The organism is Gordonia alkaliphila (assembly GCF_023017165.1).
Lineage (GTDB): Bacteria > Actinomycetota > Actinomycetes > Mycobacteriales > Mycobacteriaceae > Gordonia > Gordonia alkaliphila.
Window position 1 is genome coordinate 126,797 of record NZ_JALKBW010000001.1, and the last position, 19,031, is coordinate 145,827.

Here is a 19,031-nt window from a genome sequence, read left to right on the forward strand (position 1 = left end):
TGCGATTCGCCCGCCGTGATGAACTTCACAGCGGGCGAATCGGGTCGAACTGCGCCTCGCGGCTACTCGGCGGCCGCGGCGACGGCGCGGGCCTGCGCCAGGCGGCGCAGCGTCTTCTCGCGGCCGAGGATCTCCATCGACTCGAAGAGTGGCGGGCTGATCGCGGCGCCGGTGACGCCGACGCGCACCGGACCGTACGCCTTGCGCGGCTTGAGCTCCAGGCCGTCGATCAGCGCGGCCTTGAGGGCCTCCTCGAGGGCCGGGGTGGTCCACTCCCCGACCGCCTCGCACGCGACGATGGTCGCGTCGAGCACCGGCACCGCGTCGGCCTTGAGGTTCTTGGCGGCCGACTTCTCGTCGAAGCCGAAGTCCTCGTCGCTGACGTAGGCGAACTTCATCAGGTCCCACGCCTCGCTCAGCACCTGGATGCGGGTCTGCACCAGGTCGGCCAGCGGCGCGAACACGGCGTCGTCGATCGGCTCGTCCAGGTGGCCGTGCTCGACGAGGAAGTGGCGCAGGCGGCCGGCGAAGTCGGCCGGGGTGAGGCGCCGGATGTGCTCGGCGTTGATCGCGTCGGCCTTGCGCTGGTCGAAGCGGGCCGGGTTGGAGTTGACGTTGCGGACGTCGAAGGCGGCGATCATCTCGTCGAGGGTAAAGATGTCGTTGTCGCCGGACAGTCCCCAGCCGAGCAGCGCGAGGTAGTTGATCAGACCCTCGGGCAGGAAGCCGCGGTCGCGGTGGTGGAACAGGCTCGACTCGGGGTCGCGCTTGGACAGCTTCTTGTTGCCCTCGCCCATCACGAACGGCAGGTGCCCGAACTCCGGGACACCGTCGGCCACGCCGATGGCCTCCAGCGCGCGGTAGAGCGCGATCTGGCGCGGCGTGGACGAGAGCAGGTCCTCGCCGCGCAGCACGTGGGTGATCTTCATCATGGCGTCGTCGACCGGGTTCACCAGCGTGTACAGCGGGTCACCGGAGCCGCGGGTCAACGCGAAGTCGGGCACCGTGCCGGCCTTGATGACGGTGGTGCCGCGGACGAGGTCGTCCCAGGAGATGTCCTCGTCGGGCATCCGCAGGCGGATCACCGGCTTACGACCGTCGGCGCGGTGCTGCGCACGCTGCTCATCGGTCAGATCGCGATCGAAGTTGTCGTAGCCGAGCTTGGGATCGCGGCCCGCGCTCTTGTGCCGCTCCTCCACCTCCTCGGGCGTGGAGTAGGCCTCGTAGGCGTATCCGGCCTCCACCAGGCGATCGACGACGTCGAGGTGGAGCTGCTTGCGCTCGGACTGACGGTACGGGCCGTACGGGCCGCCCACTTCGGGACCCTCGTCCCAGTTCAGGCCCAGCCAGCGCAGTGCATCCAGGATGGCCTCGTAGCTCTCCTGGGTGTCACGGGCGGCGTCGGTGTCTTCGATGCGGAAGACGAAGGTGCCGCCGTCGTGGCGGGCCTGCGCGAAGTTGAACAGCGCGGTCCGGGCCAGGCCGACATGCGGGGTTCCGGTGGGTGAAGGACAGAAGCGAACGCGGACAGTCATGCAGGTCAGCGTAGTGGAACGCCACCGCCGATGGCGACGCGGGAGCCCGGATCCCCCGAGTGAGGATTTGCACGCTTGTTATAGGTGAACTAGAACTATTGGTGTGTTGTTTCGCCTTCGACCGGACAGCGACGATCCGCTGTTCACTCAGCTCGCCGACGCGGTGCGCGCGCAACTGTGCGCGGGCCGGTTGGCGCCCGGCGACCGCCTGCCCGCTGCCCGCGAGGTGGCCGACGCACTGGAGGTCAACGTGCACACCGTGCTCCGGGCCTACCAGGATCTCCGCGACGAAGGCCTGGTGGAACTGCGCCGCGGCCGCGGCGCGGTGGTCACCGACGCGGGCGCACACCTGCAGTCCCTCAACGACGACATCGCCGCGCTGATCGCGAAATCCGGCGCCTTGTCGATCCACCCCGAAACCCTGTCCGCCCTCGTGAAGGAGGCCGCTCGCGCCCACCCCGCCCCGCCCGAACCGTGATCCGAGCCCGAGGCAGGACACCGCTCCCGAGCCGATGACCCCTCAACCGATGACCGCGGAACAGATGGCGCGCCGGCGCCCGCTGATCGCGTTCACCACCGTCGCCATCCTCGCCCCGCTCCTTCTCCTCGGGATCGCGACGGCCGTGCAGATCTCCCTGCTCGGCTCGCTGCCCAGCGAGGTGGCCGTGCACTGGGACATCGGCGGACAGCCCGACCGGTATCTCCCGGCGTGGTCGCTGCCGCTGATGACCGCACTCCTCGGCGTCAGCATGGTCGTCCTGCTCACGGTGCCGGCTCGACGCTCGCTCGCGGCCGGCGACGCCGGGGCGTCCTACCGGGTCCTCGGCGGCCTGTCGCTGGGCCTGAGCACGTTGATCGCCGTCATCTTCACCGCCACCGCCTGGTATCAGACCGATGGCGGCACCGTCCCCATCGTGGGCCTCGCGATGACGAGTGCGGCCCTCGCCCTGGCCGCAGGCGTGGTCGCGGCCCTGTCGCTGCCGATTCCGCCGCACGCCGAACGCACCGTGCCGGCGACCCCGCTCACTCTCGACCCCGACGAGCAGGCAGCCTGGCTGCGCACCACCACCGCCTCGCGCGGCACCGTGGGCCTGGCCGCCGCCGCCTTCGTCATGGGGCTGCTGGCGACGATCTTCAGCTGGGCCGACGGCCAGAGCGACAGCTACGTGATCGGCTCGGCCGTCGTCACGATCCTGGTCGCGGTGGCCGTGGCCACCACCGTCGCCTACCGGGTGCGAGTCTCCGCCGACGGTCTGCGCGTGGCCTCGGTCGCGGGTCTGCCGCGCTTCCACGTGCCGCTCGACGACATCGCCGAGGTGGCGGTCAATCCGGACGTGCGTCCGATCGGCGACTACGGCGGCTACGGCATCCGCTGGCGCGGGAAGACCACCGCGGTGGTGCCGCGCGGCGGATCGGCGATCGTCGTTCGACGCAGCAGCGGGCGGAGCTTCGCCGTGGTGGTCGACGACGCCGACGCCGGCGCCGCGCTGCTCTCCGCGCTCGCCGACCGCCACCGCCAGGCGGACGACGCCGGACCTCGCTGACACAGACTTCTCGCCGCGGGACCTACTTGTCGACGACCGGGTTGGAGAGGGTACCGATGCCCTCCACCGTCACCGAGACCTGCTGACCGGCCACCATCGGGCCCACGCCTGCGGGGGTTCCGGTGAGGATCACATCACCGGGCATCAGGGTCATCACGGCCGAGACCCACTCGATGATGTCGCCGACGCTGTGCAGCATCAGCGAGGTCCGGCTGGACTGGCGGACCTCGCCGTCCAGCGACGTGGAGATCGCCAGATCCGCAGGATCCAGCGCAGTCTCGATCCACGGGCCCAGCGGGCAGAAGGTGTCGTAGCCCTTGCCGCGCGTCCACTGGCCGTCGTACTTCTGCTGATCGCGGGCGGTCACATCGTTGGCGATGGTGTAGCCGAGGATCACGCTCGCCGCCTGCGCGGCCTTCACGTCCTTGCAGGGGCGGCCGATCACCACGGCGAGCTCGCCCTCGTAGTCGACCCGCTCGGACGACGGCGGACGCACGATCGGCACGCCCGGGCCGATGATCGAGGTGCTGGGCTTGAGGAAGATCACCGGGTCCACGGGCGCCTCGCCGCCCATCTCCTGGGCGTGCTCGGCGTAGTTCTTGCCGATCGCGACGATCTTGCTGGCCAGGATCGGCGCGAGCAGACGGGTCTGGCTCAGCGGCCAGCTGCGGCCGGTGAAGGTGGGATCGCCGAAGGGATGCTCGGCGATCTCGCGCACCACCTCCGCGCCCTGCTCGCCTTCCACGGCCACAAAGGCCATTCCGTCCGGGGTCGCGACTCGAGCCAGTTTCATAGCGCCAGATTAGCGCAGGCAGTCGCGTCCGCGACGGCTCGGCAGGTGTTCTATACTCTGATACAGCAATCCCAATTAATGAGACGCTGCCAACGAAGGGGGCTTCCGTGCACGCGACGACAGCCGCGCTGACGAGCCGACGACGCTGGGCCATCCTGGTCTGCGCCCTCATCGCCGCGCTCACCGCCACTGCCGCCACCAGTGGCTTCGCCTATGTGATTCCGCAGTTGCAGGCCACCGGCATGACCCTGGGCACAGCCTCCCTGCTGGCCGCCGTCCCCACCGTCGGCATCACCGCCGCCATCATCGCGTGGGGCTGGGCGCTGGATCGCTTCGGCGAGCGCCGCATTCTGCTCGTCTCGCTGTCGATCACCACCCTGGGCACCCTCGGCGCCGTCGTAGCCGTCGCCACCGACGCCGGCCACCTCGCGCTGGGTGCGGCGCTGCTGATCGGTGGCATCGGGTCGGGCGCGGCCAACGGCGCCAGCGGCCGCATCGTCGTCGGCTTCTTCCCCGCCGACCAGCGCGGCACCGCGATGGGCATCCGGCAGATGGCGCAGCCGCTCGGCATCGCCGTGCTGGCACTGACCATGCCCGTGCTGGCCGGACGCGTATCGGTGGCCGCGGCGCTCGCCGTGCCCGCGGTGGTGGCCGCCCTCGGCCTGATCGTGGTGTACCTCGGGATCGTCGACCCGGAGCTGCCGCCGTCGCAGCTGACCGCCCTGCCGACCGAGAACCCGTACCGTTCCGGCGCGTACCTGTGGCGCATCCACGCGTTCAGCGTGCTGCTGGTGATCGGGCAGAGCCTGCTGTGGACCTTCGTCCCGGCCTGGCTGATCCTGGCGCAGGGCTGGAGTCCGCTGAGCGCGGGCGTCCTGGTGACGGTGACCCAGATCCTCGGCGCCGTCGGACGCATCGTGGCCGGCCGGGTGTCCGACGTGGTGGGCTCCCGCATGTTGCCGGTCCGGGTGATCGCGGTGGCCGCCGCGATCACCCTGGGGCTGCTGGCGCTGACCGACCAGTTCGACTCGGCGCTGGCCCCGGTGCTGATGGTGCTGGCGTCGATCGCCACCGTCGCCGACAACGGGCTGGCGTTCACCGCGATCGCCGAGACCGCGGGCCCGTTCTGGAGCGGCCGGCACTCGGAGTGCAGAACACCGCCCAGTTCGTCACCATCGCGGTCACCACGCCGGTGCTGGGCGTGCTGATCGAACGCGTCGGCTACTCGGCGGCCTTCGCGATCGTCGCGGCCGCCCCGGTGCTGGCGCTGCCGCTGATTCCGGCCGACCCGGAGCGGAACGAGGAGCCGGTGCTCGACTGAACCGCAAACGACGATGACTGCGGGCCCGGAACCCCGGGCCGCGCAGTCATCGTCGTGTACGTGCGGTGGATCAGACCAGCGCGAGGATCCGGTCGCCGACCTCGGTGGTCGAGCCGCGGGTCTCGCCGCGCGAGGCGACGTCGGAGGCCACGGCGGCCTCCACGCGGGCCGCGCCGTCGACGTCACCGAGGTGACGCAGCAGCAGCGCGACCGACAGGATCGCGGCGGTCGGATCGGCGAGGTTCTGGCCGGCGATGTCCGGGGCGCTGCCGTGCACCGGCTCGAACATCGACGGGCTCACGCCCGCGGCGTCGATGTTGCCCGACGCCGCCAGACCGATGCCGCCGGTGACCGCGGCCGCCAGGTCGGTGATGATGTCGCCGAACAGGTTGTCGGTGACGATCACGTCGAAGCGAGCCGGGTCGGTGACCATGAAGATGGTCGCCGCGTCGATGTGCAGGTAGTCGGTCGCGACCTCGGGGAACTCGCGGCCCACCTCGTCGACGGTCCGCGCCCACATGGAGCCGGCGAAGGTCAGCACGTTGTTCTTGTGCACCAGCGTCAGCTTCTTGCCGCGGGCCTGGGCGCGCGCGAAGGCGTCCCGGACCACGCGCTCGATACCGAAGCGGGTGTTCACGCTGACCTCGGTGGCGACCTCGTGCGGCGTGCCGACGCGCAGGGCGCCGCCGTTGCCGGTGTACGGGCCTTCGGTGCCCTCGCGGACCACGACGAAGTCGATCTTGCCCGGGTTCGCGAGCGGCGAGGCCACGCCGTCGAACAGGATCGACGGACGCAGGTTCACGTGATGATCCATCAGGAACCGCAGCTTCAGCAGAAAGCCGCGTTCCAGGATGCCCGAGGGCACCGACGGATCGCCGATCGCGCCGAGCAGGATCGCGTCGTGCTCGCGCAGCGACGCCAGGTCCTCGTCGGTCAGCAGCTCACCGGTCGCGTGGTAGCGACGGGCGCCGAAATCGAACTCGGTGGTCTCCACCTCGGGGTGCAGCTTGGTGAGCACCCGCAGGGCCTGGTCGACGACCTCGGGGCCGATGCCGTCACCGGGGATCAGAGCGATTTTCACGAGAAGTCCACCTGCTTGATCAGGGTCGCCGACACGGCGTCGGCGACGGCGGCGACGGTGTCCTCGTCGACGGCGCGGTCCAGGCGCAGGATCGTGGTGGCGCCGGGGCCCTCCAGGTCCTGGGCCAGACCGGCGGCGCAGATGTCGACGCCGGCGTTACCGAGCAGGGTGCCGATCTTGCCGAGCGTGCCGGGCTGATCGGAGTAGCTGATGATGAGGTTCTTGCCCTCGGCACGCAGGTCGAAGTTGCGACCGTTGATGTTGACGATCTTCTCCACCTCGCGGGGCTCGGTGAGCGTGCCCGCCACGTTGACGTGGCTGCCGTCGCCGAAGACCGCGCGCACGTCGATCATGCTGCGGTGGTTGGGGCTCTCGGTGGCGGTGGTGACCTCCCAGTCCACACCGCGTTCGGCGGCGACGCTGGGCGCGTTCACGAAGGTGACCGGCTCGTCGACGATGGCCGAGAACAGGCCGCGGGTGGCCGACAGGCCCAGGACCTTCACGTCGCGGGCCGCGAGCTCGCCGCGGATCTCCACGGTGACCGCGGTCGGCTGCGCCTCGCCGAGGATGCCGACCAGCTGGCCGAGCTTGCGGGACAGGTCCAGCCAGGGAGCCACCTCGTCGTCGACGGGGCCGCCGGTGATGTTCACGGCGTCGGGCACGAACTGCCCGGACAGCGCAAGCTGCACGCTCTTGGCCACGTCGGTGCCCGCGCGATCCTGCGCTTCGGCGGTGGAGGCGCCCAGGTGCGGGGTCACCACGACCTGCTCGAGGTCGAACAGCGGCGAGTCGGTGCACGGCTCGGTCGCGAACACGTCGAAGGCGGCGGCCCGGACGTGGCCGGACTCGAGTGCCGCGGCCAGTGCGGCCTCGTCGATCAGACCGCCGCGCGCGGCGTTGACGATGATGACGCCCGGCTTGGTGCGCGCGAGGGCGGCTTCGTCGATCAGGCCCGCGGTCTCCGCGGTCTTGGGCAGGTGCATGGTGATGAAGTCGGCGCGCTCGAGCAGCTCGTCCAGGCTCACCAGCTCGATGCCCAGCTGGGCGGCACGGGCCGCCGAGACGTACGGGTCGTACGCGATCAGGTGGGTCTCGAAGGCGCCGAGACGAGCGGCCACGAGCTGGCCGATGCGGCCCAGGCCCACCACGCCGACGGTCTTGTCGAACAGCTCCACACCGTTGAACGACGACCGCTTCCAGGTCTTGTCCTTCAGGGTGGCGTCGGCGGCGGGCACCTGACGGGCGGCGGCCATCAGCAGCGCGACGGCGTGCTCAGCGGCCGAGTGGATGTTGGAGGTGGGCGCGTTGACCACCATCACGCCGCGCTCGGTCGCGGCCGGGACGTCGACGTTGTCCAGGCCGACGCCGGCCCGCGCGATGATCTTCAGGTTCGGGCCCGCGTCGAGCACCTCGGCGTCGACGGTGGTGGCCGAACGCACCAGCAGCGCGTCAGCGTCGACGACGGCCTCGAGCAGCTTCGGACGATCGGGACCGTCGACCCAGCGAACCTCGACGTCGTTGCCGAGCGCCTCAACGGTGGACGGAGCGAGCTTGTCGGCGATCAGGACAACAGGACGGCTGGATGCGGTCACTAGGGGTATCTCCAGATTCGATCGGTGCGGCATGAGCGGACACATGCATCTATCGCGACCATTTTAAGCGTGTCGACGGCGGCGGGCACAGTCGGCCGTCGGCCGATGTGGTGTCCGACACTCGAAACAGGGTAGATTCCTTTAGCGTGTCTCGTTTAGGACACGGCTTGCGTAGCCGCGCCTTCTCACCTAGCGGGAATCGGGGGGACCCTGAATAGACTGGGCACGTCCGCGACGCCTCGGCGTCGAGAACATGACGAGTGGAGTAATTACATGAAGAAGACCTCTTTGGTCTTCGCGGCCATCATTGCCGCGATCCTGTCCCTCACCGGGATCGGACTGGGCACGAGTACGGCCGCCACACCGAAGACTTCACTCGGCGGCGGCTCGGGGATCCTGGTCCTCAAGGGCGGCAACTCCGCTTCGGCGTGCACCGTCACCGCCGTGGGCCACCCGACGTCCGGCGCGAACAAGGGTCGGCTGATCGCACTGACCGCCGGACACTGCGGCAAGCCGGGCCAGCAGATCCTCTCCGAGCGTGCGCAGAACCGCGGCGTCATCGGCACCATCACCCGCAGCTACAGCGACATCGACGTGGCCGTCATCGAGCTCGACGCCGCCAAGGTGCGCCCCGTCCGCACCGTCGGCGGTGTGACCATCAAGCGCATCAGCACCCGCCCGGTCAGCTTCCCCACCATCGTCTGCAAGGAAGGCCGCACCACCGGCAACACGTGCGGCGTCACCTGGTTCTCGGACCGGACCGCGCACTTCTCGCAGATGTGCGTGATCGAAGGCGACTCGGGCAGCCCCGTCGTCGTCGGCGACACCCTGGTCGGCATGGTCAACGCCTACTACTTCGTGTCCTGCATCGGCCCGGAGACCGGCACCAACATGAACACCATCCTCCGTCGCCTGAACGCGACCGGCTACTCCGGATTCAAGGTGGTCTGACGCGCCTGCGGCGCAGCGGAACGACGACAAGCAGAAGGGCGGCCCGGGATTTCTCCCGGGCCGCCCTTCGCGTTCGTGGACAGCGCTAGCCGAGCGCCGCCTTCTCCGCACCGATGGTGGTGCTGTCGCCGTGTCCGGTGTGCACCACGGTGTCGTCGGGCAGGTCGTACAGGCGGCGGCGGATGGAGTCCTCCAGCACTTCACGGCTGGAGAACGACCGACCGGTGGCGCCCGGCCCGCCGTGGAACAGGGTGTCGCCGGTGAACAGGACGCCCAACTCGGGGGCGTACAGGCACACCCCGCCCGGCGCATGACCGGGCGTGTGGATCACGGTGAGGACGGTGCCGCCGACCTCGATCTGCTGGCCGTCGGTCAGATCCGCGTCCCAGGCCACGCCGGGGTGGGTGAGCTCCCACAGCGGCGCGTCGTCCGGGTGCAGCCAGATCGGCGCACCGGTGATGGCCGCCAGCGCCGGGGCGTACCGCACGTGGTCGTCGTGCGCGTGGGTGCACACGATCGCGGTGACCTTGCGGCCGGCGATCACCTCGAGGATCTCCTCGACCGAGTGCGGAGCGTCGAGCACGATGCACTCGTCGTCGTCGCCGATCACCCAGACGTTGTTGTCCACGTCGAAGGTCTCTCCGTCCAGGCTGAACGTGCCCGAGGTGACGCCGTGGTCGATGCGGGCGGTCATCAGATCACCACCACCGAGCGCAGCACGTCGCCGTGGTGCATCTTCTCGAACGCCGCCTCCACGTCGCCGATACCGATCTCCTCGGTGACGAAGGCATCCAGATCGAGTCGTCCGTCGCGGTACAGGTCGACGAGCATCGGGAAGTCCCGGCTGGGCAGGCAGTCGCCGTACCAGCTGGACTTGAGCGCCCCGCCGCGCCCGAAGACGTCGCCCAGCGGGATCTCCGGCACGGTCATTCCCGGGTTCGGCACACCCACCAGCACCAGCGTGCCGGCCAGGTCGCGGGCGTAGAAGCCCTGCTTCCAGGTGGCCGGGATGCCGACGGCGTCGACCACCACGTCGGCGCCCTCGGCGCCCGGGTAGTACTTGTCGCAGATCTCCGCGATCGCCTCCACCGGATCGACCTTCGACGAGTCGATGGTGTGGGTGGCACCCAGCTTGGCGGCGGCTTCCAGCTTCTTGGCGTCGATGTCGACGGCGATGATCGGCATCGAGCCGGCCAGCGCGCCGCCGGCGATCGCCGCCACGCCCACGCCGCCGCAGCCGATCACGGCCAGCGACTTGCCGCGGCCCGCGCCGCCGGTGTTGATCGCCGCACCGAGGCCGGCCATCACACCGCAGCCGAGCAGACCGGCCGCCGCAGGACGAGCCTCCGGATCCACCTTGGTGCACTGCCCGGCAGCCACCAGCGTCTTCTCCGCGAACGCGCCGATGCCCAGCGCCGGCGACAGTTCGGTGCCCGCGTCCTCGCCGTCGGCGATCGTCATCTTCTGCGTCGCGTTCTTGGAAGCGAAGCAGTACTGCTGCTCGCCCCGCTTGCAGGCGCGGCACTCACCGCACACCGCGCGCCAGTTGAGCACCACGAAGTCGCCCGGGGCCACCTCGGTGACGTCGTCGCCGACGGCTTCGACGATGCCTGCGGCCTCGTGGCCGAGCAGGAACGGGAACTCGTCGTTGATGCCGCCCTCGCGGTAGTGCAGATCGGTGTGGCAGACGCCGCAGGTCAGGATCTTCACCACGGCCTCCCCCGGCCCCGGATCGGGTACGACGATGTCGACGGTCTCCGCGGGTGCACCCTTGGCGCGGGCGATGACGCCCTTGACGATCTGGCTCATTTCAACTCTCTTCAATCAGCTTCTGGTGCGGTGACGGGTCGGTGCCGAAGCCCCGACGATCAGCCTTCGATGGCTGCTTTGACTTTGGTCTCGGTGTGCTTGACCGCCTGGTCGACGAACGGGCCCATCAGCCCGCCGAGTACCTTCCCGGCCAGTCCGCCGGGCAGGGTGTAGCCGAACTCGGCCAGCAGCAGCGTGGTGCCCGGCTCGTCGCCGTCGGCGAACGACCAGCACGTGTCGGCGCCGAAACCGGCGATCGACTCCATGCGGATGATCTCGTTCGCGGTCCACTCGACGCATTTCACCTGGGCTGTGAGTTCTTTCGGCCCCACCTTGATGGCCGTCTCGAACGTCGATCCCAGCCCGGACGTCTGCTCGGTGAGCGGGCTGAAGCGGCCCACGCCGAACATGAACTCGGGCACGTTGCGGTAGTCGTCGATGTACGCGAACACCTTCTCCCGCGGCCCGTCGATGACTATTTCGTGGCGGACTTGACCCATGAGCGACTCCTGAATTCGTCTGCGGTGCACGCGGTTCGACGACAACCGTCGACCGCGGTGTGGCCTCGGCCGAATGGTAGCCGGTCTCCTCCCCTGCTGTGCCGCCCGGCATGGAAGCCCCGAGGATATGCACAGAACGGATGCGCAGAGCCCCGCGTCCGATGCGGACGCGGGGCTCTGCGGCAGGTGTCGCGGGGAACCGCGATCAGGGCGAGACTCAGGCGGTCTCGGTGATCGGGCGATCCACCCAGCTCATCAGGTCGCGCAGCTTCTGGCCGGTGACCTCGATCGGGTGCTCGGCGTTCTCCTTGCGGAGGCCTTCGAGCTCCTTGTTGCCGCCCTCGACGTTGGCGACGAGGCGCTTGACGAAGGTGCCGTCCTGGATGTCGGCCAGGATCGCCTTCATGCGCTCCTTGGTGTCGGCGTCGATGACGCGCGGGCCGGACAGGTAGCCGCCGAACTCCGCGGTGTCCGACACCGAGTAGTTCATGCGGGCGATGCCGCCCTCGTACATGAGGTCGACGATCAGCTTCAGCTCGTGCAGGCACTCGAAGTAGGCCATCTCCGGCGCGTAGCCGGCCTCGACCAGCACCTCGAAGCCCACCTTGACGAGTTCTTCGGTGCCACCGCAGAGCACGGCCTGCTCACCGAAGAGGTCGGTCTCGGTCTCTTCCTTGAAGTCGGTCTTGATGACGCCGGCGCGGGTGCCGCCGATGCCCTTGGCGTAGCTCAGCGCCAGGGCCTGGCCCTCGCCCTTCGGGTCCTGGTGGACGGCGATGAGCGCCGGGACGCCCTTGCCGTCGACGAACTGGCGACGGACCAGGTGGCCCGGGCCCTTCGGCGCGACCATGCCGACGGTGACGTTGGCCGGGGGCTTGATCAGACCGAAGTGGATGTTCAGGCCGTGACCGAAGAACAGCGCGTCGCCGTCCTTCAGGTTGGGCTCGATGTCCTCGGTGAAGATCTGGGCCTGGCTGGTGTCCGGGGCCAGCAGCATGATGACGTCGGCCCAGGCGGAGGCCTCGGCAGCGGTCATGACCTTGAGGCCCTGCTCCTCGGCCTTGGCGCGCGAGGCGGAGCCTTCGCGCAGGCCGATGGCCACGTCCACGCCCGAGTCGCGCAGCGACAGCGAATGCGCGTGGCCCTGGCTGCCGTAGCCGATGACCGCGACCTTGCGGCCCTGGATCAGCGACAGGTCGGCATCGTCGTCGTAGAACATCTCGACAGCCACAGTGATTTCCCTTCGATGTGCCCCGACCGGTGCCGGCGGGGCGTTGGTGTTGTTCGGTTAAGTATTGATTGTTGCGTCAGCGGTTGGCCGACATGCTCTTGGGTCCACGTCCCAGCGTGACGCCGCCGGATTGCGCGATCTCCCGAATACCGTACGGGTCGAGCATGCGGAGCAGTGCTTCGAGCTTGTCCGCGGTGCCGGTGGCCTCCACGGTCAGCGACTCCGGGGACACGTCGATCACCTTGGCGCGGAACAGGTTCACCACGTCGACGATCTCCGACCGATTGGTCGAATCGGTGCGGACCTTGATGAGCATCAGTTCGCGAGAGACCGAGTTCTCCGGTTCCTGCTCGACGATCTTGATGACGTTGACCAGCTTGTTGAGCTGCTTGGTGACCTGCTCCAGCGGGAAGTCCTCCACCGAGACCATGATGGTCATCCGCGAGATGCCCTTGAGCTCGGTCGGACCGACGGCCAGCGACTCGATGTTGAAGCCGCGACGGGAGAACAGGCTCGAGACGCGCGCCAGCACGCCCGGCCGGTCTTCCACCAGGACGCTGAGGGTATGGGTGCTCACAGCGAGTCGTCCCCTTCCGGTGCCTGCTCGCGCGGACGCACCATGGTGTCGTGGATGTCGGCCGGGGTGTCGCCGGCCGACTCGTCTTCGTCGAACAGCGGCCGGATGTCCCGGGCCGCCATGATCTCGTCGTTGCCGCAGCCCGAGGCGACCATCGGCCACACCTGAGCGTCCTTACCGACGATGAAGTCGATCACGACCGGGCGGTCGTTGATCTCGCGCGCCTTGGCGATGGCCGGCGCGACGTCCTCTTCGCGCTCGACGCGCATCGAGACGCAGCCGAGAGCCTCGGAGAGCTTGACGAAGTCCGGGATCATCCGGGTGTGCGTCGACAGGTCGGTGCTCGAGTAGCGCTCGTCGTAGAACAGCGTCTGCCACTGGCGGACCATGCCCAGGTTGCCGTTGTTGATCAGGGCCACCTTGATGGGGATGCCCTCGATCGCGCAGGTGGCCAGTTCCTGATTGGTCATCTGGAAGCAGCCGTCGCCGTCGATGGCCCACACCTCGGTGTCCGGTGCGGCCGCCTTGGCGCCCATCGCGGCCGGCACCGAGTAGCCCATGGTGCCGAGTCCGCCGGAGTTGAGCCAGGTACGCGGCTTCTCGTACTTGACGAACTGAGCGGCCCACATCTGATGCTGACCGACGCCGGCGCAGTAGACGGCGTCCGGGCCGGCGGCCTTGCCGAGTTCGGAGATCACGAACTCCGGCGACAGCGAACCGTCGGACTGCTTGTCGTAGCTGAGCGGGTAGGTGGCGCGGATGTCGTTGAGGTACGCCCACCACTGGGTCAGGTCCGCACGCTTGCCGCCGGTGGCCTCGTCGTTGCGCAGCTCCTCGATCAGATCGATGATCACGTTGCGCACATCGCCCACGATCGGGACGTCGACCTCGCGGTTCTTACCGATCTCGGCCGGATCGATGTCGGCGTGGATCACCTTCGCGTTGGGCGCGAACGAATCGAGCTGGCCGGTGACCCGGTCGTCGAAGCGGGCGCCGAGGGTGATCAGCAGGTCGCTGCGCTGCAGCGCGGCGACGGCGCCGACCGCACCGTGCATGCCGGGCATGCCCATGTGCAGCTCGTGGCTGTCCGGGAAGGCGCCGCGTGCCATCAGGGTGGTGACCACCGGGATGCCGGTGAGCTCGGCGAGCTCCAGCAGCTCCGGTGCGGCCTCGGCCTTGATCGCGCCGCCGCCGACGTACAGCACCGGCTGCTTGGCCTCGGCGATCATGCGGGCCGCTTCGCGCACCTGCTTGCCGTGCGGCTTGGTCACCGGACGGTAGCCGGGCAGGTCGAACTGCGGCGGCCACGAGAACGTGGTCTGCGCCTGCAGGATGTCCTTGGGGATGTCGACGAGCACGGCGCCGGGGCGGCCGCTCTCGGCGATGTAGAAGGCTTCGGCGATGATCCGCGGGATGTCCGCGGCCACGCTGACCAGGAAGTTGTGCTTCGTGATCGGCATGGTGATGCCGGAGATGTCAGCTTCCTGGAAGGCGTCGGTGCCGATCAGCGCACGACCGACCTGGCCGGTGATGGCGACCACCGGGACCGAGTCCATCTGGGCGTCGGCCAGCGGCGTCACCAGGTTGGTGGCGCCCGGACCGGAGGTGGCCATCATGACGCCGGCCTTACCCGCGACCTGCGCGTAGCCGGTCGCGGCGTGGCCTGCACCCTGCTCGTGGCGGACCAGAACGTGGCGCACCTTCTGCGAATCGAGGAGCGGATCGTAGACCGGGAGTACTGCACCACCGGGAATACCGAAGACGATCTCGACGCCGAGCTCTTCGAGAGTGCGCACGACGGACTGAGCGCCGGTGACGCGTTCGGGGGCGACGGTGACGCCCGAGCGCAGAGATTCGGTGGACGGCGACTGCGGCCGTGCCGCCCCGCGGGCTGTTGGAGTGCTCACTGCACGATCCTCATCCTGGTAGTCCTGACAAGAAAAAACCCCCGACAGCGAAGCTGTGCGAGGGGCGCGTCGATGAAGTTCGAAAGGTCTCAGAAGTGACCGATCAGGCGTGGACGCGCCGACCGATTACTACGAGAAGATTCCTGTTCATCACCCCGACACGGTAAGGCAGCGCGCACGGCCGCGTCAAATCCGCTCCGGGGTGCCACAATGGCTGCGTGTCCGACTCTGCCGCCTCCCGCCTCGCCCCGCCCCGACCACCGCCACGTTCAAAATCTCCGGCTGGCCTATCTCACCGTCCTGGTGACGGTGATGCTGATCGTGATGATGATCGGCGTCTCCCCCGCATGGTGGAGCTGGACGGCGATCCTGCCGATCGTGCAGATCTGGTGGATCGCCCGCGTGCGCACCGAGGCCGACGAGAACGGCCTGCGCGCCATGCACCTGTTCCGCACCGACTCGATCTCCTGGGACGAGATCGCCGGTCTCCGCTTCCCCAAGTGGACGACCACGCGCGCGGTGCGACCCGACGGCACCACCGTCCGTCTGCCCGCGGTGACCTTCGCCGATCTGCCCGTCATCTCCGCCGTCTCCGGCGGCCGCGTCCCGGACCCGTACGCCGCCGCGGAACGGGCCGAGCTCGAAGCGCAGCTCGCGGCCGACTCCGACGACGACACCGTCTGAGCCCATGCCGGCCACCGGGATTCTCCGCACCCTCGAGCAGAACCTGCGCGACGAACGGCTGTCGGACGCCTCCGCGCAGATGTCGCAACTGGCGCACCAGGACGTCGCCGCACTGCTGGAGCAGATGCCACCGAACCTACGGACCATCGGTTTCCGCCTGCTGTCCAAGGATCTCGCGGTGGAGGTCTTCGACCACTTCGACGCCGAGACGCAGGTGGAGGTGATCGACGAGCTCGGCTCCGCGCAGGTGGCGCAGGCCTTCGACAATCTCGAACCCGAAGACCGCGCGGAACTGCTCGACGAACTGCCGGCGTCGGTCGCCAAGGAACTGGTCCGGACCCTGTCCCCGCAGGAGCGCGAGCTCACCGCGGTGGTCCTCGGCTTCCCCAGAAAATCCGTCGGCCGTCGGATGAGCCCCGAGTTCATCCACGCCTTCGCCGACGACACCGCCGCCGAGGTACTCGACCGGGTGCGGGCCCGCGGCCACCAGGTGTCGTCGATCTACATCGTGCCGGTGGTGGATCGTTCCCGGCGGCTGCTGAGCGTGGTCAGCCTGCGCGACCTGCTGCTGGCCGACCCGGACGAACTGGTCGGACCGATCGGCAAGACGCCCATCTTCGCACACGCTCTCGCCGATGCCGAGGCCACCGCGGATCGCTGCGTGGACCGGGGTATCTCTGCGATGCCGGTGGTCGACGCCGAGGAACGCCTGGTCGGCGTGTTGACACTCGACGACGCGATCGAGATCGTCGACGCCGCCCGCGACGAGGACGAGGCCCGGGCCGGTGCCCGCGAGCCGCTGCGCGAGTCGTACCTGTTGGCGTCGGTCTTCGCGATCACCCGTTCGCGGGTGGTGTGGCTGTTCGTCCTGGCCGTCTCGGCGATCTTGACCGTCAACGTGCTCGAATTCTTCGAGGGCACGCTGGAGCAGCGCGTGGCGCTGGCCCTGTTCATTCCACTGCTCACCGGTATCGGCGGCAACACCGGCTCGCAGGCGGCCACCACGGTCACCCGCGCCCTGGCCATCGGCGAGGTGGGTCCCCGCGACGTCGCCCGGGTGGCCGGCAAGGAGATCCGCGTCGGCTTCACCATGGGCGCGGCGCTGGGCCTGGTCGGCTTCGGGGTGGCCACGGCCGTCTACGGCATGGACATCGGTGCGGTGATCGGCCTGACCATCCTCGCAGTGTGCACCATGGCCGCCACTGTCGGCGGCCTGATGCCGCTGCTGGCCAAGACCGTCCGCGTCGACCCGGCCGTGTTCTCCACGCCGTTCATCTCCACCTTCTGCGATGCGACCGGTCTGATCATCTACTTCATGATCGCCAAGACCGTCCTAGGCATTTGAGGGGCTGGGCATTTGAGTGGCTGGGGCATTTGAACCGTCTGTGGCATTTGGACCGTCTCGGGCATTCGAGCCGAGGCGACCTGTTCGGGCTGGACAGCTGACCCGCGGACGGGGCGCGTAAACTCGCCGGTGGCGCCGATCTGTCGGTTCCAGCCCCGTCAATCCTGCTAAGAACGAGGAAACATGCCCGCATTGCGGTCTCGCACCACCACTGTCGGCCGGGAGGCCGCCGGAGCACGCTCGCTGTGGCGTGCCACCGGAATGACCGATGACGACTTCGGTAAGCCGATCGTCGCGATCGCGAACTCGTACACCCAGTTCGTGCCCGGTCACGTGCACCTGAAGAACGTCGGCGACATCGTGGCCGAGGCGATCCGCGAGGCCGGCGGCGTGCCGCGCGAATTCCACACCATCGCCGTCGACGACGGCATCGCGATGGGCCACGGCGGCATGCTCTACTCGCTGCCGAGCCGCGAGATCATCGCCGACTCGGTGGAGTACATGGTGAACGCGCACACCGCGGATGCCCTCGTGTGCATCTCGAACTGCGACAAGATCACCCCGGGCATGCTGAACGCCGCCATGCGGCTGAACATCCCCACCGTGTTCGTCTCCGGCGGTCCAATGGAGGCCGGCAAGGCCGTCGTCGTGAACGGCGTGGCGCAGGCGCCCACCGACCTGATCACCGCGATCTCGGCGTCGGCCAACGACGCGGTCGACGACGCCGGGCTCACCGAGGTGGAGCTGTCCGCGTGCCCCACCTGCGGCTCGTGCTCGGGAATGTTCACCGCCAACTCGATGAACTGCCTCACCGAGGCCCTCGGCCTGTCGTTGCCGGGCAACGGTTCCACGCTGGCCACCCACGAGTACCGTCGTCGCCTGTTCCAGCGCGCCGGCACCACCGTGGTGGAGGCCGCCAAGCGCTGGTACCAGGACGACGACGCCTCCGTGCTGCCCCGCAGCGTCGCGACCGAAACCGCCTTCGCCAACGCGATGGCGCTGGACGTGGCGATGGGCGGTTCCACCAACACGGTGCTGCACATCCTGGCCGCCGCACAGGAAGGCGAGGTGGACTTCGACCTGGCCGACATCGACGCGATCAGCCGGAAGGTGCCGTGCCTGTCGAAGGTCTCGCCCAACTCGGACTACCACATGGAAGACGTGCACCGGGCCGGCGGCATCCCCGCCATCCTCGGTGAGCTGCGTCGTGCCGGCCTGATCGACGACTCGGTGCCCACCGTCTACGCGCCGACCCTCGGTGCGGCCCTGGACGACTGGGACATCCGCGGCGGCAAGGCCACCGACGACGCCGTCGACCTGTTCTACGCCGCGCCCGGCGGTGTCCGCACCACCGAGCCGTTCTCCACGCAGAATCGCTGGAGCTCGCTGGACACCGACGCCGAGGGCGGCTGCGTCCGCGATCTGGCCCACGCCTACACGGTGGAGGGCGGCCTGTGCGTGCTGCAGGGCAACCTGGCCGAGAACGGCGCCGTCCTGAAGACCGCCGGCATCGACGAGGACCTGTTCCACTTCCAGGGCCCGGCCCGCGTGGTGGAGAGCCAGGAGGACGCCGTCCACGCGATCCTGTCGAAGGAGCTGCAGGCCGGCGAGGTCCTGGTGATCCGCTACGAAGGCCCCGCGGGCGGCCCCGGCATGCAGGAGATGCTGCATCCGACCGCCTTCATGAAGGGCACCGGCATGGGCCGCAAGTGCGGTCTGGTGACCGACGGCCGCTTCTCCGGCGGCTCGTCCGGCCTGGTGATCGGCCACGTGTCCCCCGAGGCCGCCGGCGGCGGCACCATCGGCCTGATCGAGGACGGCGACCAGATCCTGATCGACGTCGAGACGCGCGCCCTCAAGGTGCTGGTCGACGATCAGACCCTCGCCGACCGTCGCGCCAAGATGGAGGCCTCCGAGCGTCCGTGGCAGCCGAAGGACCGCCAGCGCCCGGTGACCCAGGCGCTGCGCGCCTACGCCAAGCTGGCCTCCTCCGCCGACAAGGGCGCCGTCCGCGTCGTCGACTGATCCTCCGTAGAACCGCCTGTGGGCACCGTCTCCTCGACGGTGCCCACAGCCGTGTCCGGCCGAAGCCGCGACCCTAATCCCGCCTCGCTCCCGGAGCCCCCACCTCGACTCGGCACCAGGGTCGCGACACGCCAAG

At 69.1% G+C, this 19,031-nt stretch carries 16 protein-coding genes and 1 pseudogene; 7 read left to right on the top strand and 10 right to left on the bottom strand.

The annotated features are described in order from the left end of the window. Window positions 1-62 precede the first annotated feature (62 nt). A complete protein-coding gene (gene gltX, locus MUG78_RS00630; RefSeq protein WP_246991260.1) occupies window positions 63-1,535 on the bottom strand; it encodes a glutamate--tRNA ligase in 1,473 nt (490 codons plus the stop codon). Between the two features lie 103 nt (window positions 1,536-1,638). On the opposite strand from gltX, the gene MUG78_RS00635 reads away from it, so the two are divergent. Beyond that, window positions 1,639-2,013, top strand: a complete 375-nt coding sequence (locus MUG78_RS00635; RefSeq protein WP_246991262.1) for a GntR family transcriptional regulator — start codon at window positions 1,639-1,641, stop codon at window positions 2,011-2,013. Window positions 2,014-2,062: 49 nt separating this feature from the next. Beyond that, window positions 2,063-3,079: a DUF1648 domain-containing protein gene (locus MUG78_RS00640; protein ID WP_246991264.1), complete on the top strand. Its 1,017-nt coding sequence runs from the start codon at window positions 2,063-2,065 to the stop codon at window positions 3,077-3,079. Between the two features lie 22 nt (window positions 3,080-3,101). Here the strand turns inward: MUG78_RS00640 and MUG78_RS00645 are convergent, their stop codons facing one another. Further along, a complete protein-coding gene (locus MUG78_RS00645) occupies window positions 3,102-3,872 on the bottom strand; it encodes a fumarylacetoacetate hydrolase family protein (protein ID WP_246991267.1) in 771 nt (256 codons plus the stop codon). 107 nt (window positions 3,873-3,979) lie between these two features. Between MUG78_RS00645 and MUG78_RS00650 the strand changes: the two are divergent. After that, window positions 3,980-5,193, top strand: a pseudogene (locus MUG78_RS00650) (MFS transporter). A 70-nt stretch (window positions 5,194-5,263) separates the two neighbouring features. Here MUG78_RS00650 and MUG78_RS00655 read toward each other — a convergent pair. Together MUG78_RS00655 and serA are read right to left on the bottom strand one after the other, a co-directional pair. Beyond that, window positions 5,264-6,274, bottom strand: a complete 1,011-nt coding sequence (locus MUG78_RS00655) for a 3-isopropylmalate dehydrogenase (RefSeq protein WP_246991268.1) — start codon at window positions 6,272-6,274, stop codon at window positions 5,264-5,266. After that, on the bottom strand, window positions 6,271-7,866 hold the full coding sequence (serA, locus tag MUG78_RS00660; RefSeq protein ID WP_246991270.1) for a phosphoglycerate dehydrogenase: 1,596 nt from the start codon (window positions 7,864-7,866) through the stop codon (window positions 6,271-6,273). The genes MUG78_RS00655 and serA overlap by 4 nt, the downstream gene beginning before the upstream one ends. 273 nt (window positions 7,867-8,139) lie before the next feature. On the opposite strand from serA, the gene MUG78_RS00665 reads away from it, so the two are divergent. Next, on the top strand, window positions 8,140-8,817 hold the full coding sequence (locus MUG78_RS00665) for a chymotrypsin family serine protease (RefSeq protein WP_246991272.1): 678 nt from the start codon (window positions 8,140-8,142) through the stop codon (window positions 8,815-8,817). 85 nt (window positions 8,818-8,902) lie between these two features. Here MUG78_RS00665 and MUG78_RS00670 read toward each other — a convergent pair whose 3' ends face one another. From MUG78_RS00670 to MUG78_RS00695, 6 genes are all read right to left on the bottom strand, one after another. Then, window positions 8,903-9,511, bottom strand: coding sequence for an MBL fold metallo-hydrolase (locus tag MUG78_RS00670; protein ID WP_246991274.1), 609 nt, complete (start codon window positions 9,509-9,511; stop codon window positions 8,903-8,905). After that, on the bottom strand, window positions 9,511-10,626 hold the full coding sequence (locus tag MUG78_RS00675) for an S-(hydroxymethyl)mycothiol dehydrogenase (RefSeq protein WP_246991276.1): 1,116 nt from the start codon (window positions 10,624-10,626) through the stop codon (window positions 9,511-9,513). The genes MUG78_RS00670 and MUG78_RS00675 overlap by 1 nt, the downstream gene beginning before the upstream one ends. Window positions 10,627-10,685: 59 nt before the next feature. Then, window positions 10,686-11,126, bottom strand: coding sequence for an SRPBCC family protein (locus tag MUG78_RS00680; RefSeq protein WP_246991278.1), 441 nt, complete (start codon window positions 11,124-11,126; stop codon window positions 10,686-10,688). 217 nt (window positions 11,127-11,343) lie between these two features. Then, window positions 11,344-12,345, bottom strand: a complete 1,002-nt coding sequence (ilvC, locus tag MUG78_RS00685) for a ketol-acid reductoisomerase (RefSeq protein WP_246996718.1) — start codon at window positions 12,343-12,345, stop codon at window positions 11,344-11,346. 88 nt (window positions 12,346-12,433) lie between these two features. Continuing rightward, a complete protein-coding gene (ilvN, locus tag MUG78_RS00690; protein ID WP_246991280.1) occupies window positions 12,434-12,934 on the bottom strand; it encodes an acetolactate synthase small subunit in 501 nt (166 codons plus the stop codon). Next, window positions 12,931-14,841 carry an acetolactate synthase large subunit gene (locus MUG78_RS00695; RefSeq protein WP_308221314.1) on the bottom strand — a complete coding sequence of 637 codons (1,911 nt, stop codon included), beginning with the start codon at window positions 14,839-14,841 and terminating at the stop codon, window positions 12,931-12,933. Before MUG78_RS00695 ends, ilvN begins: the two co-directional genes overlap by 4 nt. Before the next feature lie 210 nt (window positions 14,842-15,051). Between MUG78_RS00695 and MUG78_RS00700 the strand changes: the two genes are divergently transcribed. From MUG78_RS00700 to ilvD, 3 genes are all read left to right on the top strand, one after another. Next, a complete protein-coding gene (locus tag MUG78_RS00700) occupies window positions 15,052-15,525 on the top strand; it encodes a PH domain-containing protein (protein WP_246991282.1) in 474 nt (157 codons plus the stop codon). Window positions 15,526-15,529: 4 nt separating this feature from the next. Then, on the top strand, window positions 15,530-16,870 hold the full coding sequence (gene mgtE, locus MUG78_RS00705) for a magnesium transporter (protein ID WP_246991284.1): 1,341 nt from the start codon (window positions 15,530-15,532) through the stop codon (window positions 16,868-16,870). A gap of 183 nt (window positions 16,871-17,053) precedes the next feature. After that, window positions 17,054-18,895, top strand: a complete 1,842-nt coding sequence (gene ilvD, locus MUG78_RS00710; RefSeq protein WP_246991286.1) for a dihydroxy-acid dehydratase — start codon at window positions 17,054-17,056, stop codon at window positions 18,893-18,895. The last annotated feature ends 136 nt before the right edge of the window (window positions 18,896-19,031 follow it).